Source organism: Limnohabitans sp., from assembly GCF_044361645.1.
GTDB lineage: Bacteria > Pseudomonadota > Gammaproteobacteria > Burkholderiales > Burkholderiaceae_C > Limnohabitans_A.
In genome coordinates this window covers 1-20,058 of sequence record NZ_JBIKIL010000070.1, presented here as the reverse complement: position 1 = coordinate 20,058, position 20,058 = coordinate 1, and the positions used below count along the sequence as shown (strand labels likewise).

Below are 20,058 nucleotides of genomic sequence, written 5' to 3'. Positions count from 1 at the left end.
CTTGCCAAGCAAAGAAGAGTTTCCCTACACCGTGCGTGTGGTGTCCGAGATCACCGAATCGAACGGTTCCTCGTCCATGGCTTCGGTCTGCGGCGGCTGCTTGTCGATGATGGACGCGGGCGTGCCGATGAAAGCCCACGTGGCCGGCATCGCCATGGGTTTGATCAAAGATGAAAACCGTTTCGCCGTGTTGACCGACATCTTGGGTGACGAAGACCACCTGGGCGACATGGACTTCAAAGTGGCCGGCACCACCCACGGCATCACCGCCTTGCAGATGGACATCAAGATTCAAGGCATCACCAAAGAAATCATGCAAGTCGCATTGGCCCAGGCCAAAGAAGCCCGCATGCACATTCTGGGCAAGATGCAAGAGGCGATGAGCACGGCCAACACCGAAGTGTCGGATTTCGCGCCCAAGCTCTTCACCATGAAGATCAACCCCGAGAAAATCCGCGACGTGATCGGCAAGGGCGGCGCCACCATCCGCGCCCTGACCGAAGAAACCGGTTGCCAGATCAACATCGCGGAAGACGGCACCATCACCATCGCGGCCACCGACGGCGAGAAGGCCGACATCGCGAAAAAACGCATTGAGCAGATCACCGCCGAAGTCGAAATCGGCAAGGTCTACGAAGGCCCTGTGACCAAGATTTTGGACTTTGGCGCCCTGATCAACCTGTTGCCCGGCAAAGACGGTTTGCTGCACATCAGCCAGATTGCGCACGAGCGTGTTGAGAAGGTCACCGACTACCTGAGCGAAGGCCAAATCGTCAAGGTCAAGGTCATGGAAACCGATGAAAAAGGCCGCATCAAGCTGTCCATGAAGGCTTTGCTGGACCGTCCTGCGCAAGGCTGATAAGGGATTTGCGTTGAGGGTTGGGTGTTGAGCGTTGGGTGTTGAGGGTTGGGTGTTGAGCGTTGAGCGTTGAGCGTTGAGCGTTGAGCTAGACGCTTTTAACCCGCAAGCCTCAACCAACGCAAAACGCATAACGCATAACGCATAACGCATAACGCATAACGCATAACGCATAACGCATAACGCATAACGCATAACGCATAACGCATAACACCCAACGCAAAACGCAAAACGCTGAACCTGCCATGAACGTGATTGAAATCCAAAGCTTCGGTGCCCCTGCGGTGCTGGTGCCCAGCGTCCGTCCCGATCCTGTGGCCGGGGCAGGGGAGTTGCTCATTCGCGTCTCGGCCAGCGGCATCAACCGCCCCGATGTGCTGCAACGCACTGGCAACTACCCGGTGCCGCCGGGTGCGTCCGACATTCCGGGCCTGGAGGTGGCGGGTGTGGTGGTGTCGGGTGATGCGCAGGCCATGGCCTCGGCAGGTTTTTCGGTGGGTGACCGTGTGTGCGCCTTGGTGGCGGGGGGCGGTTATGCCCAGCTGTGCGTGGCCCCGGTGGCCCAGTGCCTGCCTGTGCCCCAGGGCCTGAGTGATACCGAAGCCGCTTCGCTGCCTGAGACCTTCTTCACGGTGTGGAGCAATGTGTTCGACCGAGGTCGTTTGCAAGCGGGTGAGACCTTGTTGATTCAGGGTGGCACCAGCGGCATTGGCGTCACAGCCATCCAAATGGCCAAAGCGGCCGGTGCGACGGTGATTGCCACGGCCGGGTCTGACGACAAATGCCAGGCTTGCCTGGCCTTGGGGGCAGACCACGCCATCAACTACAAAACCACCGATTTCGTGGCCGAGGCCAAGCGACTCACCGGCGGTGTGGGTGTGAACGTGATTTTGGACATGGTCGCAGGCGACTATGTGGCGCGCGAAGTGGAGGCCTTGGCCGAAGACGGCCGCCTGGTCATCATTGCGGTGCAAGGCGGCGTCAAAGCCGAGTTCAATGCCGGCATGGTGCTGCGCCGCCGCTTGACCATCACCGGCTCCACGCTGCGGCCGCGTCCAGTGGCCTTCAAAGCGGCGATTGCCCAGTCCTTGCGCAACACCGTTTGGCCTTGGATCGAAGCTGGCCGCATCAAGCCGGTCATCCACAGCGTGTTTGACGCCATGCATGCGGCGGGTGATCTGCCATCGGGTGCGGCGCAAGCCCACGCGCTGATGGAGAGCAACCAGCACATCGGTAAATTGGTGGTGACCTGGTGATGAGCAAAACTCCCAAATTGATGGTCGGCAACTGGAAAATGCATGGCAGTTTGTCGGCCAATGCCGCCTTTGTCGCCGGACTGACAGCAGGCGTCTCAGGCTTTGCCTGCCGCGCGGCCTTGTGTGTGCCAGCCGTTTACTTGGCGCAAATGCAGGCCTTGTTGGCCGCCACGCCGGTTGCGCTGGGTGCGCAAGATCTTTCGGCCCACGATGTGGGTGCCTACACGGGCGAGGTGTCCGCTCAGATGTTGCGCGACTTTTCGGTGCGCTATGCCATCGTGGGGCATTCTGAGCGGCGTCAATACCATGGAGAAACCGATGCCCAGGTGGCCACCAAGGCGCAACGCGCTTTGGCGGCAGGCATCACCCCGATTGTGTGTGTCGGCGAAAGTTTGGCCGAGCGTGAAGCCGGTTTGACCGAGAGCGTGGTGAAGCGACAACTGGCGGCCGTGATCCATGCCAATGGGCACTGCATCAGTGAAATCGTGGTGGCGTATGAGCCTGTTTGGGCCATTGGCACCGGTTTGACCGCCACCCCAGAGCAGGCGCAGCAAGTGCACGCGGTATTGCGTGCCCAGTTACGAGCCGCAAGCGCGCATGCCCCGCGCATGCCAATTTTGTATGGTGGCAGCATGAACGCAAGCAATGTGGCAAGTTTGTTGGACCAAGCCGATGTAGATGGTGGATTGGTAGGTGGTGCATCGCTCAAGGGGCCTGATTTCTTGAGCATGCTGGCCGTCGCAGCGAGATGAGTTTCAGTTTCTTTTTTACGATTTGCGGAGTATTCAAATGGACGTGATGTTGACTTTGATTTTGGTGGTGCAAATGTTGTCGGCTTTGACCATGATCGGTTTGATCTTGATCCAGCACGGCAAGGGGGCAGACATGGGTGCCGCTTTTGGCAGCGGCAGCGGTTCGAGCAGCTTGTTTGGTGCCACGGGCAGCGCCAACTTCATGTCCCGCACCACGGCTGTGTTGGCCACAGTGTTTTTTGTTTGCACTTTGTCTTTGGCGTATTTTGGCAATCTGACGCCTGCCTCGTCCGGCAGTGTGCTGGACGGTGCCAAGGTCACTGCCCCTGTCGCTGCACCCATCGATACGAGTCCTGCTGCGCAAATTCCGGGCAACTCAACAACGCCCCAAACAGACAACAGCGTACCTCCCGCAGTGCCTGCGAAGTAAGCCGTGTTGTCAGGCCGCTTGCAGTTTTGCTGCTCTGCACAATTTTCCGGCTTGAAGAAAAGCCTTGGTGGATTTTCAGAGTAAAATCATGGACTGTTCTGCAAGCAAAACGCACGCTAGGTGTACCTCATGCAAGCAGACTTTGTGCATTCAGCCGTCGTGGTGAAATTGGTAGACACGCTATCTTGAGGGGGTAGTGGCGAAAGCTGTGCGAGTTCGAGTCTCGCCGACGGCACCAGAAATATCAGAAACGCTTGGGCTTAAGGCTCGGGCGTCTCCTTCGGTCAACAACCGGCATTCTTCGCATGAACCTCGAACAATACCTCCCAATTCTTTTGTTCATTTTGGTCGGCGTTGCTGTTGGCGTCATTCCTCAGGTTTTGGGCTATGTTTTGGGCCCCAACAAACCTGATGCAAACAAAAATTCCCCCTACGAATGTGGATTCGAAGCGTTTGAAGACGCGCGCATGAAGTTCGATGTTCGCTACTACTTGGTGGCCATCTTGTTCATCTTGTTCGACTTGGAAATTGCTTTTCTTTTCCCCTGGGCCCTTGCACTCAAGGAAGTCGGCATGGCCGGCTTCATAGGTGCGGTCATCTTTTTGAATATCCTGGTCGTGGGCTTTGTCTACGAATGGAAAAAAGGTGCCCTCGATTGGGAATGAGCTTTTTTTGATCCCGCACACCCAACAGCCTTTTTGAGGATTCCAAATGATCGAAGGCGTGATGAAAGAAGGCTTTGTCACCACCAGTTACGACTCGGTGGTGAATTGGGCCAAGACCGGTTCGCTCTGGCCCATGACCTTTGGGCTGGCTTGCTGCGCTGTCGAAATGATGCACGCGGCCGCTGCGCGTTACGATTTGGGCCGCTTTGGTGCCGAGGTTTTTCGCGCCAGCCCTCGCCAAGCCGATCTGATGATTGTGGCTGGCACCTTGTGCAACAAAATGGCCCCGGCTTTGCGCAAGGTCTATGACCAAATGTCTGAGCCGCGTTGGGTGATCTCCATGGGGTCATGCGCCAATGGGGGTGGTTATTACCACTACAGCTATTCGGTGGTGCGCGGCTGTGACCGCATTGTGCCGGTCGATGTGTATGTGCCGGGCTGCCCACCGACCGCCGAAGCGCTGATCTACGGCATCATCCAGCTGCAACAAAAAATCCGCCGCACGCACACCATCGCCCGTGCTTGAGGGAAATGACGATGACCGATTTCGCCATTCATCCGGAAAACCTGCAAAACAACTTGCTCACTGCCTTGCGTGATCGGGTGCACACCATCACCACGGCTCTTGGTGAGGTGAGCGTTCATGTGAATGCACAGCACTACCTGAGTGTGATGCAAACCCTGCGCGATGCGCCTGGCTGCCAATTTGAACAACTCGTTGACCTTGCCGGTGTGGATTACTCCGCTTACCGTGAGGTGGGCACCGATGGTCCGCGTTTTGGAGTCACGGTGCATTTGTTGTCGGTCAGCCTGAACCAGCGCGTGCGGGTCAAAGTGCTGTGCCCCGATGACGATTTGCCATTGGTCGATTCGGTCAATGCGCTGTGGAACTCGGCCAACTGGTACGAGCGCGAAGCCTTTGACCTGTTTGGCATTGTGTTTGAAGGCCACAACGACCTGCGCCGCATCCTGACCGACTACGGCTTCATTGGCCATCCGTTCCGCAAAGACTTTCCGCTGTCGGGCCACGTGGAAATGCGTTACGACGCTGAGCGCCAGCGTGTGATTTACGAGCCCGTGAGCATTGAGCCGCGTGAAATCACGCCGCGCATCATCCGCGAAGACCACTACGGAGGCCTGAACTGACATGGCCGAAATCAAAAATTACACCCTCAACTTCGGTCCCCAGCACCCGGCCGCCCACGGTGTGCTGCGCCTGGTGCTGGAGTTGGACGGCGAGGTGGTGCAACGGGCTGATCCGCACATCGGCTTGTTGCACCGTGCCACCGAAAAGCTGGCCGAAAGCAAAACTTACATCCAGTCCTTGCCCTATATGGACCGTTTGGACTATGTGTCCATGATGTGCAACGAGCACGCTTACTGCTTGGCCATCGAAAAGATGCTGGGCCTTGAAGTGCCCAAGCGCGCGCAATACATCCGGGTGATGTTTTCCGAAATCACCCGCGTGCTGAACCACCTCATGTGGCTCGGCTCGCACGGCAACGACTGCGGCAGTTCCACGGTTTTGATTTACACCTTTCGCGAACGTGAAGACTTGTTCGACCTGTACGAGGCCGTCTCGGGTGCCCGCATGCACGCGGCCTATTTCCGCCCGGGTGGCGTGTACCGCGACTTGCCGGACAGCATGCCGCAGTACAAGCTCAGCAAGATCAAAAACGCCAAGGCGATTGAGCGGCTCAACCAAAACCGCCAAGGCTCCATGTTGGACTTCATTGACGACTTCACGCAGCGCTTTCCCAAGTGCATCGACGAGTACGAAACCTTGCTCACAGACAACCGCATCTGGAAGCAACGCACCGTGGGTGTGGGTGTGGTGCCGCCTGAACGCGCCCTCAATTTGGGCATGACCGGCCCCATGTTGCGCGGCTCTGGCGTGGCTTGGGACTTGCGCAAAAAGCAGCCCTACGACGCCTACGACCAAGTCGAATTCGATGTGCCCGTGGGCAAGACCGGTGACAGTTACGACCGCTATTTGGTGCGTGTGCAGGAAATGCGCGAATCCAACCGCATCATCCAACAGTGCGTGAAATGGCTGCGCGCCAACCCCGGCCCGGTCATCACCGACAACCACAAGATTGCACCGCCTTCGCGTGAAGGCATGAAGACCAACATGGAAGACTTGATCCACCATTTCAAGCTCTTCACCGAAGGTTTTCATGTGCCCGAAGGCGAGGCCTATGCGGCAGTTGAACACCCCAAAGGCGAGTTCGGCATTTACATGATCAGCGATGGTGCCAACAAGCCCTATCGCCTCAAAATTCGCGCCCCGGGCTTTGCCCATTTGGCCACCCTCGATGAAATGGCCCGTGGCCACATGCTGGCCGATGCGGTCGCCATCATCGGGACCATGGACATTGTTTTTGGAGAGATTGACCGATGATCTCTGAGTCAACCCAAGCACGCTTTGCGCGTGAAGTGGCCAAGTTCCCTGCAGACCAAAAGCAGTCGGCCGTCATGGCTTGTCTGGCGATCGTTCAGCAAGAACTCGGCTGGGTCAGCCCCGACAGTGAGCAAGTCGTGGCCGAGGTGTTGGGCATGCCGGTGATGGCGGTGCACGAAGTCACCACCTTCTACAACATGTACAACCAAAAGCCGGTGGGCAAGTTCAAGCTGAATGTCTGCACCAACCTGCCTTGCCAGTTGCGCGGTGGTGCTGAGGCACTGGCCCATCTGGAGCACAAGTTGGGCGTGAATGTGGGCGAGACCACTGCCGACGGTCTGTTCACCTTGCAGCCCAGCGAGTGCCAAGGCGCTTGCGCCGATGCACCTGTTTTGTTGGTGAATGACCGCCACATGTGCAGTTTCATGAGCCACGAAAAATTGGACCAACTGGTCGACAGCCTGAAGAAAGCCGAGGCCGCCTGATGAATGTTGAACAAATCCTGAGCCAATTCCAAGCCACGGGCGTGGAGTCCTGCTTCCACGACCGCCACATCAAGCCGCAAATCTATGCCGGTTTGAATGGCAAGAACTGGGGCCTCCAAGACTACGAAGCGCGTGGCGGCTATGCGGCCTTGCGCAAAATTTTGGGCCAAGACGGTGCCCAGCCCAATGCCGAGACCGGCGTTGCGGGCATGACCCAAGACCAGGTGATCGCCACCGTCAAAGAGTCCGGCTTGCGCGGTCGCGGCGGTGCGGGTTTCCCCACGGGCTTGAAGTGGAGCTTCATGCCGCGCCAGTTCCCAGGGCAAAAATACTTGGTGTGCAACTCGGACGAGGGCGAGCCGGGCACCTGCAAAGACCGCGACATCATGGAGTACAACCCGCACTCGGTGATCGAGGGCATGGCCATTGCCGCTTACGCCATGGGCATCAGCGTGGGCTACAACTACATCCACGGTGAAATTGTCCACACCTACGAGCGCTTCGAAGCGGCATTGGAAGAAGCCCGCGCCGCAGGTTATTTGGGCAAACACATCTTGGGCAGCAGCTTCAGCTTCCAGCTGCACGCTGCGCACGGTTTTGGCGCTTACATCTGCGGTGAAGAAACCGCCTTGCTCGAATCGCTGGAGGGCAAAAAAGGCCAACCCCGTTTCAAGCCACCGTTTCCCGCCAGCTTTGGCCTGTATGGCAAGCCCACCACCATCAACAACACCGAAACCTTCGCGGCCGTGCCCTGGATCATCCGCAACGGTGGTCAGGCGTATCTGGAATGCGGCAAGCCCAACAACGGCGGCACCAAGATTTTCTCGGTCAGCGGTGACGTGGAGCGCCCAGGCAACTACGAAGTGCCCATGGGCACGCCGTTCGCCAAGCTGCTCGAACTGGCTGGCGGTGTGCGCGGTGGCCGCCAACTCAAAGCCGTGATCCCTGGCGGTTCGTCTTCGCCTGTGGTGCCTGCCGAGTTGATGATGAAGCTGACCATGGACTACGACAGCATCGCCAAAGAAGGCGGCTCGATGTTGGGTTCGGGCGCGGTGATTGTGATGGACGAGACGCGTTGCATGGTCAAGGCCTTGGCGCGACTGTCTTACTTTTACTCGCACGAATCCTGCGGCCAATGCACCCCTTGCCGCGAAGGCACAGGCTGGCTCTGGCGCATGGTGGACCGCATTGAACACGGCCAGGGCCGAGCCAGCGACATCGACATGCTCGACAGCGTGGCCGGCAACATCATGGGCCGCACGATTTGCGCCCTGGGCGACGCAGCGGCGATGCCGGTGCGCGGCATGCTCAAGCATTTCCGTCACGAATTTGTCCACCTCATCGAGCACAAGACCTCCATGGTCAGCGCCGATGCAACAGCGGTGAAGACCCATGGTTGAAATCGAACTCGACGGTCAGAAAGTGGAAGTTGCCGAGGGCAGCATGGTCATGCATGCAGCCGAAAAAGCCGGCACCTACATTCCTCATTTCTGCTACCACAAGAAACTCTCGATCGCGGCCAATTGCCGCATGTGTTTGGTCGAGGTCGAAAAAGCCCCCAAGCCCATGCCCGCCTGCGCCACGCCGGTGACGCAAGGCATGATCGTGCGCACCAAGAGCGACAAGGCGATTGCGGCCCAAAAGTCGGTCATGGAGTTTTTGCTCATCAACCACCCGCTCGATTGCCCGATTTGCGACCAAGGCGGTGAGTGCCAGTTGCAAGACCTGGCCGTGGGCTATGGCGGCAGCAGTTCGCGTTACGAAGAAGAAAAGCGCGTGGTCTTCCACAAAGAGGTCGGCCCGCTGATCTCGATGGAAGAGATGAGCCGCTGCATCCACTGCACCCGCTGTGTGCGCTTTGGCCAAGAAGTGGCCGGCGCCATGGAGTTGGGCATGTCGCACCGGGGTGAGCATGCCGAGATCGAAACCTTTTTGGGCCAGACGATTGACTCCGAACTCTCGGGCAACATGATCGACATCTGCCCGGTGGGGGCCTTGACCAGCAAGCCATTTCGTTATCAGGCGCGCACTTGGGAATTGTCACGCCGCAAGTCGGTGGCCGCACACGACTCTTCAGGTGCCAACTTGGTGGTGCAGGTCAAGAACAACCAGGTCATGCGCGTTGTGCCCCTGGAAAACGAAGAGGTCAACGAATGCTGGATTGCCGACCGTGAGCGCTTCTCTTACGAAGCCCTGAACGGCCCTGACCGCCTGACCCAGCCCATGCTCAAGCAGGGCGGCGAGTGGAAAACCGTGGACTGGCAAACCGCCTTGGAGTACGTGGCCAATGGCCTGCGCAGCATACAGCGAGACCACGGTGCCCACCGCATTGGCGCGCTGGTCAGCCCGCACAGCACCTTGGAAGAGTTGTACCTGGCTGGCACCTTGATGCGCGGCCTGGGTTCGGACAACATCGACCACCGTTTGCGCCACGCCGAGTTTGCCGCTGCCGAAGGCGTGCGCACCTTGGGCACCTCGATCGCATCGCTGTCCACCTTGCAGCGCGTGCTGGTCGTGGGTTCTAACCTGCGCAAAGACCACCCGCTGTTTGCGCTGCGTGTGCGCCACGCCGTGCGCCATGGTGCGCAGCTGCATGCCATCACGTCTCCAGAGTCAATGGCGCACGCCGACGCTTGGGCCATGCCCGTCACGCAGTCGGTGTTGTCCGACGCTTCGGCTTGGGCGCAGGCCCTGGCCGATGTGGCCGCAGCCATCGCTGCTGAAAAGGGCGTTGCAGCGCCCGTGTCCTTGAGCACCACAAGCGGTGCAGGCACTGCCTCTGCACAAGCCCAAGCCATCGCCAAGTCCCTGCTCGGCGGTGAGCGCAAAGCCATTTTGCTGGGCAATGCCGCAGCGCATGCCTCGAATGCGTCGAGCCTCTTGGCCTTGGCCAACTGGATCGGCGAGCAAACCGGTGCAACAGTGGGTTACCTGACCGAAGCGGCCAACACCGTGGGCGCGCAATGGGTGGGGGCACAACCCCAAACCGGTGGCCAAGACGCGGGCCAGATGTTGGCCGGTGGCCTCAAAGCCGCCCTCTTGCTGAACACCGAACCCGAGTTCGACAGCGCCGCCGGTGCCGCTGCAGCCCAGACTTTAGGTCAGGCCGAGATGGTGGTCACGCTCAGCCCGTTCAAGGCCAACATGGCCTTCAGCGATGTGTTGTTGCCCATTGCCCCTTTCACCGAAACATCGGGCAGTTTTGTCAATGCCGAGGGTCGCCTGCAAAGCTTCCATGCGGTGGTCAAGCCCCTGGCCGAGACTCGCCCCGCCTGGAAAGTGCTGCGTGTGTTGGCCAATTTGCTCGACATCCCGGGTGTGGCTTTTGAAACCTCGCAAGACGTTTTGGCCCGTGCCACCGCCAAGCCCATGGCTGCATCGAACGCCACGCGCGCCGCGATCACGCTGTCTGCCACGACGACCGTTCCCGTGAGCGCATCGATTTACCAACTCGACGGCATGGTTCGCCGCGCCCCGTCCTTGCAATTGACTGCAGACGCCCGTCAGGAGGTCATCGCATGATTGACGCGCTGTACAACGGCGGCCTGAACTTGGTGGCTGCCAGCTGGTGGGCCACCTTGGTCTGGCCGGTGCTGTGGATCTTGATCAAGATCGTCGCCATCCTCGCTCCGCTGATGGGCGCTGTGGCTTACCTGACGCTGTGGGAGCGCAAGCTTTTGGGTTTCATGCAGGTGCGCCACGGCCCCAACCGCGTGGGCCCCATGGGTTTGCTGCAGCCGATCGCCGATGCCATCAAGTTGTTGACCAAAGAACTGATCAACCCCAGTGCAGCCAGCTTGGGTTTGTTTCGTTTGGGCCCAATCATGGCGATCATGCCGGCCTTGGCTGCTTGGGTGGTGATTCCCTTTGGCCCAGACCAGGCGCTGGCCAATATCAACACAGGTTTGTTGTTGGTCATGGCCATCACCTCGATTGAGGTGTATGGGGTGATCATTGCGGGTTGGGCATCGAACTCCAAATACGCCTTTTTGGGCGCATTGCGTGCCTCGGCCCAAATGGTGAGTTACGAGATTGCCATGGGCTTTTGCTTTTTGGTGGTTTTGATGGTCTCGGGCAGCATGAACCTGACCGAAATTGTGCTTGCACAAGGCAAAGGCGCTGCAGCCGACATGGGTCTGGGCGTGTTCTCTTGGAACTGGTTGCCGCTGCTGCCGATTTTCATTGTCTACCTGATTTCTGGCGTGGCCGAAACCAACCGCCACCCTTTTGACGTGGTCGAAGGTGAGGCCGAAATCGTGGCCGGTCACATGGTCGAGTACTCGGGCATGGGCTTTGCCATCTTCTTTTTGGCCGAATACGCCAGCATGTGGCTGGTGTCCATTTTGGCGGTGATCATGTTTTTGGGCGGTTGGTTATCGCCCATAGACCACGCCTTGTTCAACTGGATTCCGGGCTGGATTTGGCTGGGCCTGAAGACCTTCTTGGTGGTGTCCATGTTCATCTGGATTCGCGCCACCTTTCCCCGCTTTCGCTACGACCAAATCATGCGTTTGGGCTGGAAAGTTTTCATCCCCGTCACCTTGGTGTGGCTGCTGATCGTCGGCGCGTGGTTGCACTCGCCTTGGAACATCTGGCTTTGAGTGGTTCACGAACATGACAACAATGACGGCTACCCCTTTCTCGATCAAAGACTTCCTCAAAAGCTTCATGCTGGTGGAGTTGCTCAAAGGCATGGCCCTGACAGGGCGCTATGCTTTCGCGCGCAAAGTCACGGTGCAATTTCCCGAAGAAAAAACACCGCAATCGCCCCGTTTTCGGGGTTTGCACGCATTGCGCCGTTATGACAATGGCGAAGAACGCTGCATCGCTTGCAAGCTGTGTGAGGCCGTATGCCCTGCCATGGCCATCACCATCGAGGCGGGTCAGCGCGAAGACGGCTCACGGCGCACCACACGCTACGACATTGACCTGACCAAGTGTATTTTTTGTGGTTTCTGCGAAGAAAGCTGCCCAGTGGACTCCATCGTAGAGACCCATATTTTTGAATACCACGGTGAAAAACGCGGTGACCTCTACTTCACCAAGGACATGTTGTTGGCTGTGGGTGACCGTTACGAAAAAGAGATCGCTCAGGCCAAAGTGGCAGATGCGCCTTACCGTTGAACGCGATCAAGTCCTGAACATTTGAAAAGACAGACCCATGGACGTCAAGACCGGTTTCTTTTATCTCTTTGCTCTGGTGCTGTTGTTTGCCGCCTTCCGCGTCGTCACTGCACGCAACCCTGTGCATGCGGTGCTCTACCTCATGCTGGCCTTTTCGCAAGCTTCGGCGGTATGGTTGATGTTGAACGCGGAGTTTTTGGCCATCGTGCTGGTGCTGGTGTATTTGGGTGCGGTGATGGTTTTGTTCCTGTTCGTGGTGATGATGCTGGACGTTCACATCGACACAGTGCGGCGTGGTTTTTGGAAAAACTTTCCATTGGCCGCCACCTTGGGTGGGGTGGTGGTTTTTCAGATGGCGGCCGTCTTGATGTCGGGCTTTAGCCTGACCGAGGCCCCAGCCTCGGCCCCGGGCGCCTTGCCTGTGGACAACGGCAAAGCCTTGGGTATCTTGCTGTACACCGAATACCTGATGCCTATCCAAATTGCAGCGGCCATCTTGTTGGTGGCCATGATCGCGGCGATAGCCTTGACTTTGCGCACCCGCAAAGACAGCAAGGCCATCGACGCGTCGGTTCAAGTCAAAGTGCGTGCGGCCGATCGCTTGCAGGTGGTCAAGATGGCCGCAACCCAATTGGCGCCTGCCCCCGTTGCCGAGACCGAAGCCAACCCAGCGGAGGCGAAAAAATGATGACACTGACCCTGGGACACTTCTTGACGCTCGGTGCCATGCTGTTTGCATTGGCCGTTGTGGGCATCTTCCTGAACCGCAAGAACCTGATTGTTTTGCTGATGGCCATCGAGTTGATGCTGCTGGCTGTCAACATGAACTTCGTGGCCTTTTCACACTACCTGGGTGACATGCACGGTCAGGTGTTCGTGTTCTTTATCCTCACGGTGGCAGCGGCCGAGTCGGCCATCGGCTTGGCCATTTTGGTGCTGCTGTTTCGCAACAAGAACAACATCTATGTGGACGAACTCAATTCGCTCAAGGGTTAAAACAACATGAGTCAAACCCTCAACGCCAGCATGCTGTTGGCCGTTCCCTTGGCCCCATTGGTGGGCTCTTTGCTGGCGGGTATCTTTGGCACCCAATTTGGCGGTAACTGGATGGGGCGCCGCTTGTCGCACACGCTCACCATTTTGGGGGTGTTGGTGGCCTTCATCTTGTCGGCCATGACGCTGAACCAGGTCATCAACGGTGCCCGCTTCAACGAAAGCCTCTACACCTGGATGGTGGTGGGCGACTTGAAGATGGAGATCGGCTTCATGGTCGACAGCCTGACGGCCATGATGATGTGCGTGGTCACCTTTGTCTCGCTCATGGTGCACATTTACACCATCGGTTACATGGACGAGGACGAAGGCTACAACCGCTTTTTCGCCTACATCTCGCTGTTCACTTTCTCTATGCTCATGCTGGTGATGAGCAACAACTTGTTGCAGCTGTTTTTTGGCTGGGAAGCCGTGGGCCTGGTGTCGTATTTGCTGATCGGTTTTTGGTACAACAAGCCCACAGCCATCTTCGCCAACATGAAGGCCTTTTTGGTCAACCGTGTCGGTGACTTTGGCTTCATCATCGGCATTGGCCTGATCGCGGCTTACACCGGCACACTCAACTACACCGAGTTGTTTGCCAAAGCGCAAGAGCTGGCCACCATCGATTTTCCTTGGTACATCTTTGGTATGGATGCCATGCTGATCACCGTGATCTGCATTTGCCTCTTTATCGGTGCCATGGGCAAGTCGGCGCAGTTTCCTTTGCACGTCTGGTTGCCTGACTCGATGGAGGGCCCGACACCCATCTCCGCCTTGATCCACGCCGCCACCATGGTCACAGCTGGCATCTTCATGGTGGCGCGCATGTCACCGCTTTTTGAGTTGTCCGATTCGGCGCTCAACTTCATGATGGTCATCGGCTCGATCACCGCGCTGTTCATGGGCTTTTTGGGCATCATCCAAAACGACATCAAGCGCGTGGTGGCCTATTCCACCTTGTCGCAACTCGGTTACATGACGGTGGCGCTGGGTGCCTCGGCTTATTCGGTGGCGGTGTTTCACCTGATGACCCACGCGTTTTTCAAGGCGCTGCTGTTTCTGGCGGCTGGCTCGGTGATCATGGGCTTGCACCACAACCAAGACATCCGCTGGATGGGTGGCGTGCGCAAGTACATGCCCATCACTTGGATCACGGCTTTGTTGGGTTCTTTGGCCCTGATTGGCACGCCTTTCTTTTCGGGCTTTTACTCCAAGGACAGCATCATCGAAGCCGTGCATTTGAGCACTTTGCCCGCAGCTGGGTTTGCCAACTTCGCGGTGTTGGCGGGGGTGTTCGTCACGGCCTTTTATTCGTTTCGCATGTATTTTTTGGTCTTTCACGGCCCTGAGCGTTACGCGCAAAAACCCGAAGCCCATGGCGCTGCTTCAGACGATGCGCACGACGCGCACGACGCGCACCCTGGGCATGACACACACAGCCATGCCAAGCCCCATGAATCGCCATGGGTGGTGACGGTGCCGCTGATTTTGTTGGCCATTCCTTCGGTGCTCATTGGCTTCATGACCATCCAGCCCATGCTGTACGGCGACTTCTTCAAAGACGTGATATCCATCGATGCGGTCAAGCACCCTGCCATGCAGCAACTCGGGGCCTTGTTTACGGGTCCTGTGGCCATGGCTTTGCACGGCATGACTTTGGCACCCTTTTGGTTGGCGTTGGCCGGCGTGGTGTCTGCGTGGTACATGTACGTCATCAATCCCAAGGTGCCGGCGTTTTTTGCGCGCGCCTTGCGTCCATTGGTGGTGGTGTTGGAGCAAAAGTACTTCATGGATTGGTTCAACGAAAACGTTTTGGCCAAGGGCGCCCGTGGGCTGGGCATGGGCTTGTGGAAAGTGGGCGACGGCAAGCTCATTGACGGTTTCTTGGTCAATGGCTCTTGGAAAACAGTGGGCTGGGTTTCTGGCCAGGTGCGCAAGTTGCAATCGGGTTTTCTCTACCACTATGCTTTGGTCATGATTTTTGGTGTGTTCGTGCTGATGACGTACTTCGTCTGGCTCGCTTAACGGTTTTGAGGACAAAATAAAAATGGGATTGTTAAGCCTTGCCATCTGGATGCCGATTGCTTTCGGTGTCGTCTTGCTGGCCCTTGGCCGCGACACGCAAGCTGGTGCAGTGCGTTGGCTGGCGCTGCTCGGCGCCATTGCCAGCTTGCTCGTCACATTGCCGCTGATCTCGGGCTTCCAGCTTGGCACTTCGGCCATGCAGTTTGTCGAAAAATTTTCTTGGTTCGAGCGTTTCAATGTGCATTACCACCTGGGGGTTGACGGCATTTCCTTGTGGCTCATCCCCTTGACCGCCTTCATCAACGTGGTGGTGGTCATCGCGGGCTGGGAAGTCATCACCCGCAAGGTCAACCAATACATGGCGGCCTTCCTGATTCTGTCGGGCCTGATGATCGGCGTGTTCAGTGCGCTGGACGGCATCTTGTTCTACGTCTTTTTTGAAGCCACCTTGATTCCGATGTACCTGATCATCGGCATCTGGGGTGGCCCCAACAAGATCTACGCCGCCTTTAAGTTCTTTTTGTACACCTTGCTCGGCTCATTGTTGATGCTGATCGCATTGATTTATTTGTACGTAACATCCGGCGACAGCTTTGACATCTTGACTTGGCACAAACTGCCTTTGTCGGTCTCGGAACAGACCTTGTTGTTCTTTGCTTTTTTTGCAGCCTTTGCAGTCAAAGTGCCCATGTGGCCAGTGCACACTTGGTTGCCTGATGTGCACGTCGAGGCGCCAACTGGCGGCTCGGCCGTGTTGGCGGCCATCATGCTCAAGCTGGGCGCTTATGGTTTTTTGCGCTTTTCTATGCCGATCGCACCGGATGCGGCACGCGAGTGGGGCATGCTGATCATCGTGTTGTCCTTGGTGGCCGTGATTTACGTGGGTTTGGTCGCCATGGTGCAACAAGACATGAAAAAGCTGGTGGCTTATTCGTCGGTGGCGCACATGGGTTTCGTCACCTTGGGCTTTTTCATCTTCAACCCGCTGGCTGTGTCTGGCGGCATTGTGCAGATGATTGCCCACGGTTTTGTTTCAGCGGCCATGTTCTTGTGCATCGGCGTCTTGTATGACCGGGTGCATTCGCGTGAAATCGCCAGCTACGGGGGCGTGGTCAACACCATGCCCAAGTTTGCCGCATTTGCTTTGCTCTTTGCCATGGCCAATGCGGGCTTGCCCGGAACTGCTGGTTTTGTGGGCGAATGGATGGTGATTTTGGGCGCTGTGAAGTTCAACTTCTGGGTTGGTTTGTTGGCCGCTTCGGCCTTGATCTTTGGTGCGGCCTACACGCTTTGGATGTACAAGCGCGTGTACTTGGGCCCGGTCACCAATGACGATGTCAAAGGCTTGAGCGACATCAATGCCCGTGAATTCCTGATGCTGTCCCTGTTGGCCGTGGCCGTGCTCTACATGGGCATTTACCCAAAACCCTTCACCGATGTGATGGACGCCTCGGTGCTGGACTTGCTCAAGCATGTGGCTTTGTCCAAGCTGCCTTGAGTGGCCTTAGCCTGAGCGTTTTGCTTGAACCGAACCCTTGAGAGAACACTGATGATGGACAACTCCAGTTGGCTGACGATGTACCCGGAGATCGTGTTGCTGGTCATGGCCTGCGTGGTGACGCTGGTTGACCTGTATGTGAAAAGCCCGCGCCGCACAGGCACTTATGTTTTGACTTTGGCCTCGCTGGGTGGGCTGGCACTGCTGCACGCTTTTTATGCCGATGCGGGCCACACTTTGTATGGCTTTGGCCGCATGGTGGTGAGTGACCCCATGGGCCACTGGCTCAAGTGTTTTGCCACCATCGCGGTGATGGTGACTTTGGTGTACTCACGCCCCTATGCCTCGGATCGCGACATGCTGCGCGGCGGTGAGATTTTCAGTCTGAGCCTGTTTGCCCTGCTGGGCATGAGCATGATGATTTCGGGCCAAAACTTCATCGTGATCTACCTTGGCTTGGAATTGCTCACCTTGTCGAGCTACGCCTTGGTGGCGCTGCGCCGTGATCACACTCAGGCCACAGAAGCGGCCATGAAGTATTTTGTGCTCGGGGCGATGGCCTCGGGTTTTTTGTTGTACGGCATGTCGATGCTGTATGGCGCGACCGGCAACTTAGAGCTGTCGGCTGTGTTCAAAGCCATCGAGTCGGGCCAAGCCAATGAGCAAGTGCTGGTCTTTGGTTTGGTCTTCATCGTGGCCGGATTGGCTTTCAAAATCGGTGCTGTGCCTTTTCACATGTGGGTTCCCGATGTCTACCAAGGCGCACCCACGGCGGCTACTTTGATGATTGGCGGCGCTCCCAAACTGGCCGCATTTGCCATCTTGGTGCGTCTGCTGGTCGAGGGCATGCTGCCCCTGGCCGTTGACTGGCAACAAATGTTGGCGCTGTTGGCCATTGGCTCTTTGCTCATTGGCAATTTGGCCGCCATTGCCCAAACCAACCTCAAGCGCATGTTGGCCTATTCGACCATCTCGCAAATGGGGTTTGTCCTTTTGGGTTTTGTCGCAGGCGTGGTCAATGAAGAGACCACCTTGGCTGCCAACGCCTACAGCTCGGCCATGTTTTACATGGTGTCGTATGTGTTGACCACCTTGGCCGCATTTGGGGTGATCATGTTGTTGGCGCGTCAAGGTTTTGAAAGTGAAGAAATCACCGATTTGGCGGGACTGAACCAACGCAGCCCGCTGTATGCCGGCGTCATGGCCGTTTGCTTGTTCTCAATGGCTGGCATTCCGCCCATGGTCGGCTTTTACGCCAAGCTGTCGGTGTTGCAGTCCTTGGTGGCCTCGGGCCAAGGCTTTCATATCGGCCTGGCGATTTTCGCGGTTCTGATGTCGCTGATCGGCGCCTTTTATTACCTGCGCGTGGTCAAAGTCATGTACTTCGACGAGGCGGTCAGCACCGACGCTGTGCAGGCCTCCTTGGATGTCCGTTTGGTGCTTTCCGCCAACGGGTCGCTGGTGCTGTTGCTGGGCATTTTCCCTGGTGCGCTGATGGCTTTGTGCGCCGACTCGATCGTGCGCATGTTGGCGGTTTGATGCCTTGAGCCCCGCAGCATGAGCCCATCCTTGCCCATTGCTTTGCTGATTGTGGTCCGCGAAAACCAGGGCCACCAAGTCAGCCCGCTGGGCTGGTCGCTGGATGCCATCACGGGCAGCCTGTTGGCGACACGGGCCATCCCGGGGTGTGTCGACCGCTGCCTGATGCACCGCAAGCATTGAGCGACAAGCTTTGCACACACTGACTGGCATGGCTGAAGACCACTTGATTGAGCACCGAGTCCAGCGGGAAGCCTTGTTGTGCGGTCACTTTTTACACGTGCTGCGCGACACGGTGCAATTGCCCAACCAGAACCTCGCCACCCGCGAGTTTGTGGTGCACCCAGGGGCTGTGATGGTCATCCCGATGTTGGACACGCCTGAGGGTTTGCGTCTCGTGATGGAGCGGCAGTTTCGCTACCCGGTAGGCCAGGTCATGACCGAGTTCCCGGCAGGCAAGCTCGATCCCGGTGAAGACCCTTGGCGGTGTGCCCAACGTGAACTTCTTGAAGAAACCGGCTACAAAGCCCGAATGTGGGCGCGCGCGGGTGTCTTGCACCCGGTCATCGCATACTCCACCGAGGTGATCGAGATTTGGTTTGCCAAAGACCTGATTGGGGGTGAGCGGCAACTCGATGCCGACGAGTTTTTGGACGTTTTCACGGCCACACCGACCGAGTTGATGGCCGCATGCCAACAAGGCCAATTGACGGATGCGAAGACCCTGACAGGCTTGCTTTGGCTGCAAAATGTGCAATCGGGTCTTTGGCCCCTTCGTTGGCAGGTGGCTTTTTGAGCGGCTTGCCTCATGCACCCGCCTGCACGCTGAACGAGCCCACACCATGAAAGTCCTGGACCTGCAATGCCGCTCAGGCCACAGCTTTGAAGGCTGGTTTGGCTCTCAAGCCGACTACGATGGGCAACGCGAGCAAGGCCTGGTTGTTTGCCCCGTGTGTAACGACAGCGTGATCACCAAAATGCTCTCTGCCCCACGTTTGAACTTGGGGCACGGCGTGGCCCCCGAACTGAACCGTGCGGACACGGCCCAAGCACAGGACCAACAAACACAGGCGCAGGGTGGTGGGCGCGGTGCTGAGCGCAGCCCTGAACAAAACACCGACCCCGCCCTTGCAGCCCGCCTTGCAAGTGTGCCGACAACGTCAGCTCCAGGCGGCATGGCAGCGGCCCAAGCCGGTCATTTTGAGAGCGTTGGTTTGCCTCCCGATGCTTTGCAGCAGATGCAGGCGGCCCTGTTGAGCATGGCTCGCCATGTCTTGGCTCACACCGAAGATGTGGGCAGCCAGTTCGCCGAAGAGGCCCGAAAAATCCATTACGGTGAACGAGAAAACAGCCCAATACGCGGCCAGGCGACACGCCAAGAAGCCGAAGACTTGCTCGACGAAGGCATCGAAATCATGCCTTTCATCCTGCCAGAAAGTCTCAAGGGACCGCTCCAGTAGGCCTGGCCTGCCAGCGTGATCGATGGCCTCTGACCCCCTTCGATGAAACACACGCTGCACATCGACGACACCCAAGTCGAGCTCAGCGCCATCCGCGCGCAAGGCCCGGGCGGGCAAAACGTCAACAAAGTCTCCAGTGCCATTCAGTTGCGTTTCGATGTAGCAAGCTCATCTTTGCCAGACGACGTGAAACAACGCTGGCTGCAGTCTGGCGACAGCCGCCTTACACGGGAAGGCGTGTTCATCCTCAAAGCCCAACGCCATCGCACGCAAGAAGCCAACCGTGTCGATGCCTGGGCGCGCCTGTACCAAACACTTGACCAATACGCCAAGCCTCCTAAAGCCCGAAAAGCCACCAAGCCAACTTATGGCTCTGTCCAGCGGCGACTGGAAGGCAAGTCAATGCAGTCCAAGATCAAAGCCTCTAGTACATCGTTCCATTAAAACCAATGCATATTAGGCGACACCGAGGTCGAACTTGTTCCAACGAAACACCACTGGCGATGCATTGATCTCTGCTATGCCTTTG

22 protein-coding genes and 1 tRNA gene are annotated in these 20,058 nt (G+C 57.6%); all 23 read left to right on the top strand.

Annotated features, from left to right (window positions below):
- On the top strand, window positions 1-859 hold an 859-nt coding region (locus ACIQ39_RS11965), incomplete at its 5' end, for a S1 RNA-binding domain-containing protein (protein ID WP_396434829.1).
- A 245-nt stretch (window positions 860-1,104) separates the two neighbouring features.
- Complete coding sequence (locus ACIQ39_RS11960) at window positions 1,105-2,115, top strand: NAD(P)H-quinone oxidoreductase (protein WP_396434828.1); 1,011 nt, start codon at window positions 1,105-1,107, stop codon at window positions 2,113-2,115.
- Window positions 2,115-2,867: a triose-phosphate isomerase gene (gene tpiA, locus ACIQ39_RS11955; RefSeq protein WP_396434827.1), complete on the top strand. Its 753-nt coding sequence runs from the start codon at window positions 2,115-2,117 to the stop codon at window positions 2,865-2,867. Before ACIQ39_RS11960 ends, tpiA begins: the two co-directional genes overlap by 1 nt.
- Window positions 2,868-2,904: 37 nt before the next feature.
- Window positions 2,905-3,297: a preprotein translocase subunit SecG gene (secG, locus tag ACIQ39_RS11950; protein WP_396434826.1), complete on the top strand. Its 393-nt coding sequence runs from the start codon at window positions 2,905-2,907 to the stop codon at window positions 3,295-3,297.
- Between the two features lie 153 nt (window positions 3,298-3,450).
- Window positions 3,451-3,535, top strand: a tRNA-Leu gene (locus ACIQ39_RS11945).
- A 67-nt stretch (window positions 3,536-3,602) separates the two neighbouring features.
- Window positions 3,603-3,962: an NADH-quinone oxidoreductase subunit A gene (locus ACIQ39_RS11940; RefSeq protein WP_396434825.1), complete on the top strand. Its 360-nt coding sequence runs from the start codon at window positions 3,603-3,605 to the stop codon at window positions 3,960-3,962.
- Between the two features lie 46 nt (window positions 3,963-4,008).
- Window positions 4,009-4,488 (top strand): NuoB/complex I 20 kDa subunit family protein, encoded by a 480-nt coding sequence (locus ACIQ39_RS11935; protein WP_396434824.1) that lies wholly within the window; start codon window positions 4,009-4,011, stop codon window positions 4,486-4,488.
- A gap of 11 nt (window positions 4,489-4,499) precedes the next feature.
- Entirely contained in the window at window positions 4,500-5,108 is a 609-nt protein-coding gene (locus ACIQ39_RS11930) for an NADH-quinone oxidoreductase subunit C (protein WP_396434823.1), read from the top strand.
- Window position 5,109: 1 nt separating this feature from the next.
- A complete protein-coding gene (locus tag ACIQ39_RS11925; protein WP_396434822.1) occupies window positions 5,110-6,363 on the top strand; it encodes an NADH-quinone oxidoreductase subunit D in 1,254 nt (417 codons plus the stop codon).
- On the top strand, window positions 6,360-6,848 hold the full coding sequence (nuoE, locus tag ACIQ39_RS11920) for an NADH-quinone oxidoreductase subunit NuoE (protein WP_396434821.1): 489 nt from the start codon (window positions 6,360-6,362) through the stop codon (window positions 6,846-6,848). The genes ACIQ39_RS11925 and nuoE overlap by 4 nt, the downstream gene beginning before the upstream one ends.
- Complete coding sequence (nuoF, locus tag ACIQ39_RS11915; protein WP_396434820.1) at window positions 6,848-8,248, top strand: NADH-quinone oxidoreductase subunit NuoF; 1,401 nt, start codon at window positions 6,848-6,850, stop codon at window positions 8,246-8,248. Before nuoE ends, nuoF begins: the two co-directional genes overlap by 1 nt.
- Window positions 8,241-10,370 (top strand): NADH-quinone oxidoreductase subunit NuoG, encoded by a 2,130-nt coding sequence (nuoG, locus tag ACIQ39_RS11910; RefSeq protein ID WP_396434819.1) that lies wholly within the window; start codon window positions 8,241-8,243, stop codon window positions 10,368-10,370. Before nuoF ends, nuoG begins: the two co-directional genes overlap by 8 nt.
- Complete coding sequence (nuoH, locus tag ACIQ39_RS11905; protein ID WP_396434818.1) at window positions 10,367-11,449, top strand: NADH-quinone oxidoreductase subunit NuoH; 1,083 nt, start codon at window positions 10,367-10,369, stop codon at window positions 11,447-11,449. Before nuoG ends, nuoH begins: the two co-directional genes overlap by 4 nt.
- 13 nt (window positions 11,450-11,462) lie before the next feature.
- Window positions 11,463-11,972, top strand: coding sequence for an NADH-quinone oxidoreductase subunit NuoI (nuoI, locus tag ACIQ39_RS11900; RefSeq protein WP_396434817.1), 510 nt, complete (start codon window positions 11,463-11,465; stop codon window positions 11,970-11,972).
- Between the two features lie 37 nt (window positions 11,973-12,009).
- Window positions 12,010-12,660, top strand: a complete 651-nt coding sequence (locus ACIQ39_RS11895) for an NADH-quinone oxidoreductase subunit J (protein WP_396434816.1) — start codon at window positions 12,010-12,012, stop codon at window positions 12,658-12,660.
- Window positions 12,660-12,968, top strand: a complete 309-nt coding sequence (gene nuoK, locus ACIQ39_RS11890; protein ID WP_396434830.1) for an NADH-quinone oxidoreductase subunit NuoK — start codon at window positions 12,660-12,662, stop codon at window positions 12,966-12,968. The genes ACIQ39_RS11895 and nuoK overlap by 1 nt, the downstream gene beginning before the upstream one ends.
- Before the next feature lie 6 nt (window positions 12,969-12,974).
- The gene (nuoL, locus tag ACIQ39_RS11885) at window positions 12,975-15,032 is read left to right on the top strand and encodes an NADH-quinone oxidoreductase subunit L (protein WP_396434815.1); all 2,058 of its coding nucleotides are present in this window, start codon (window positions 12,975-12,977) and stop codon (window positions 15,030-15,032) included.
- A gap of 22 nt (window positions 15,033-15,054) precedes the next feature.
- Window positions 15,055-16,530 (top strand): NADH-quinone oxidoreductase subunit M, encoded by a 1,476-nt coding sequence (locus tag ACIQ39_RS11880; protein ID WP_396434814.1) that lies wholly within the window; start codon window positions 15,055-15,057, stop codon window positions 16,528-16,530.
- A 51-nt stretch (window positions 16,531-16,581) separates the two neighbouring features.
- On the top strand, window positions 16,582-18,069 hold the full coding sequence (gene nuoN / locus ACIQ39_RS11875) for an NADH-quinone oxidoreductase subunit NuoN (protein ID WP_396434813.1): 1,488 nt from the start codon (window positions 16,582-16,584) through the stop codon (window positions 18,067-18,069).
- An 18-nt stretch (window positions 18,070-18,087) separates the two neighbouring features.
- Window positions 18,088-18,252, top strand: a complete 165-nt coding sequence (locus ACIQ39_RS11870; RefSeq protein WP_396434812.1) for a hypothetical protein — start codon at window positions 18,088-18,090, stop codon at window positions 18,250-18,252.
- Window positions 18,253-18,280: 28 nt separating this feature from the next.
- Window positions 18,281-18,865, top strand: a complete 585-nt coding sequence (locus tag ACIQ39_RS11865; protein WP_396434811.1) for an NUDIX domain-containing protein — start codon at window positions 18,281-18,283, stop codon at window positions 18,863-18,865.
- 46 nt (window positions 18,866-18,911) lie between these two features.
- The gene (locus ACIQ39_RS11860; RefSeq protein WP_396434810.1) at window positions 18,912-19,529 is read left to right on the top strand and encodes a DUF1178 family protein; all 618 of its coding nucleotides are present in this window, start codon (window positions 18,912-18,914) and stop codon (window positions 19,527-19,529) included.
- A gap of 42 nt (window positions 19,530-19,571) precedes the next feature.
- Window positions 19,572-19,973, top strand: a complete 402-nt coding sequence (gene arfB / locus ACIQ39_RS11855; protein WP_396434809.1) for an alternative ribosome rescue aminoacyl-tRNA hydrolase ArfB — start codon at window positions 19,572-19,574, stop codon at window positions 19,971-19,973.
- Window positions 19,974-20,058: the final 85 nt, after the last annotated feature.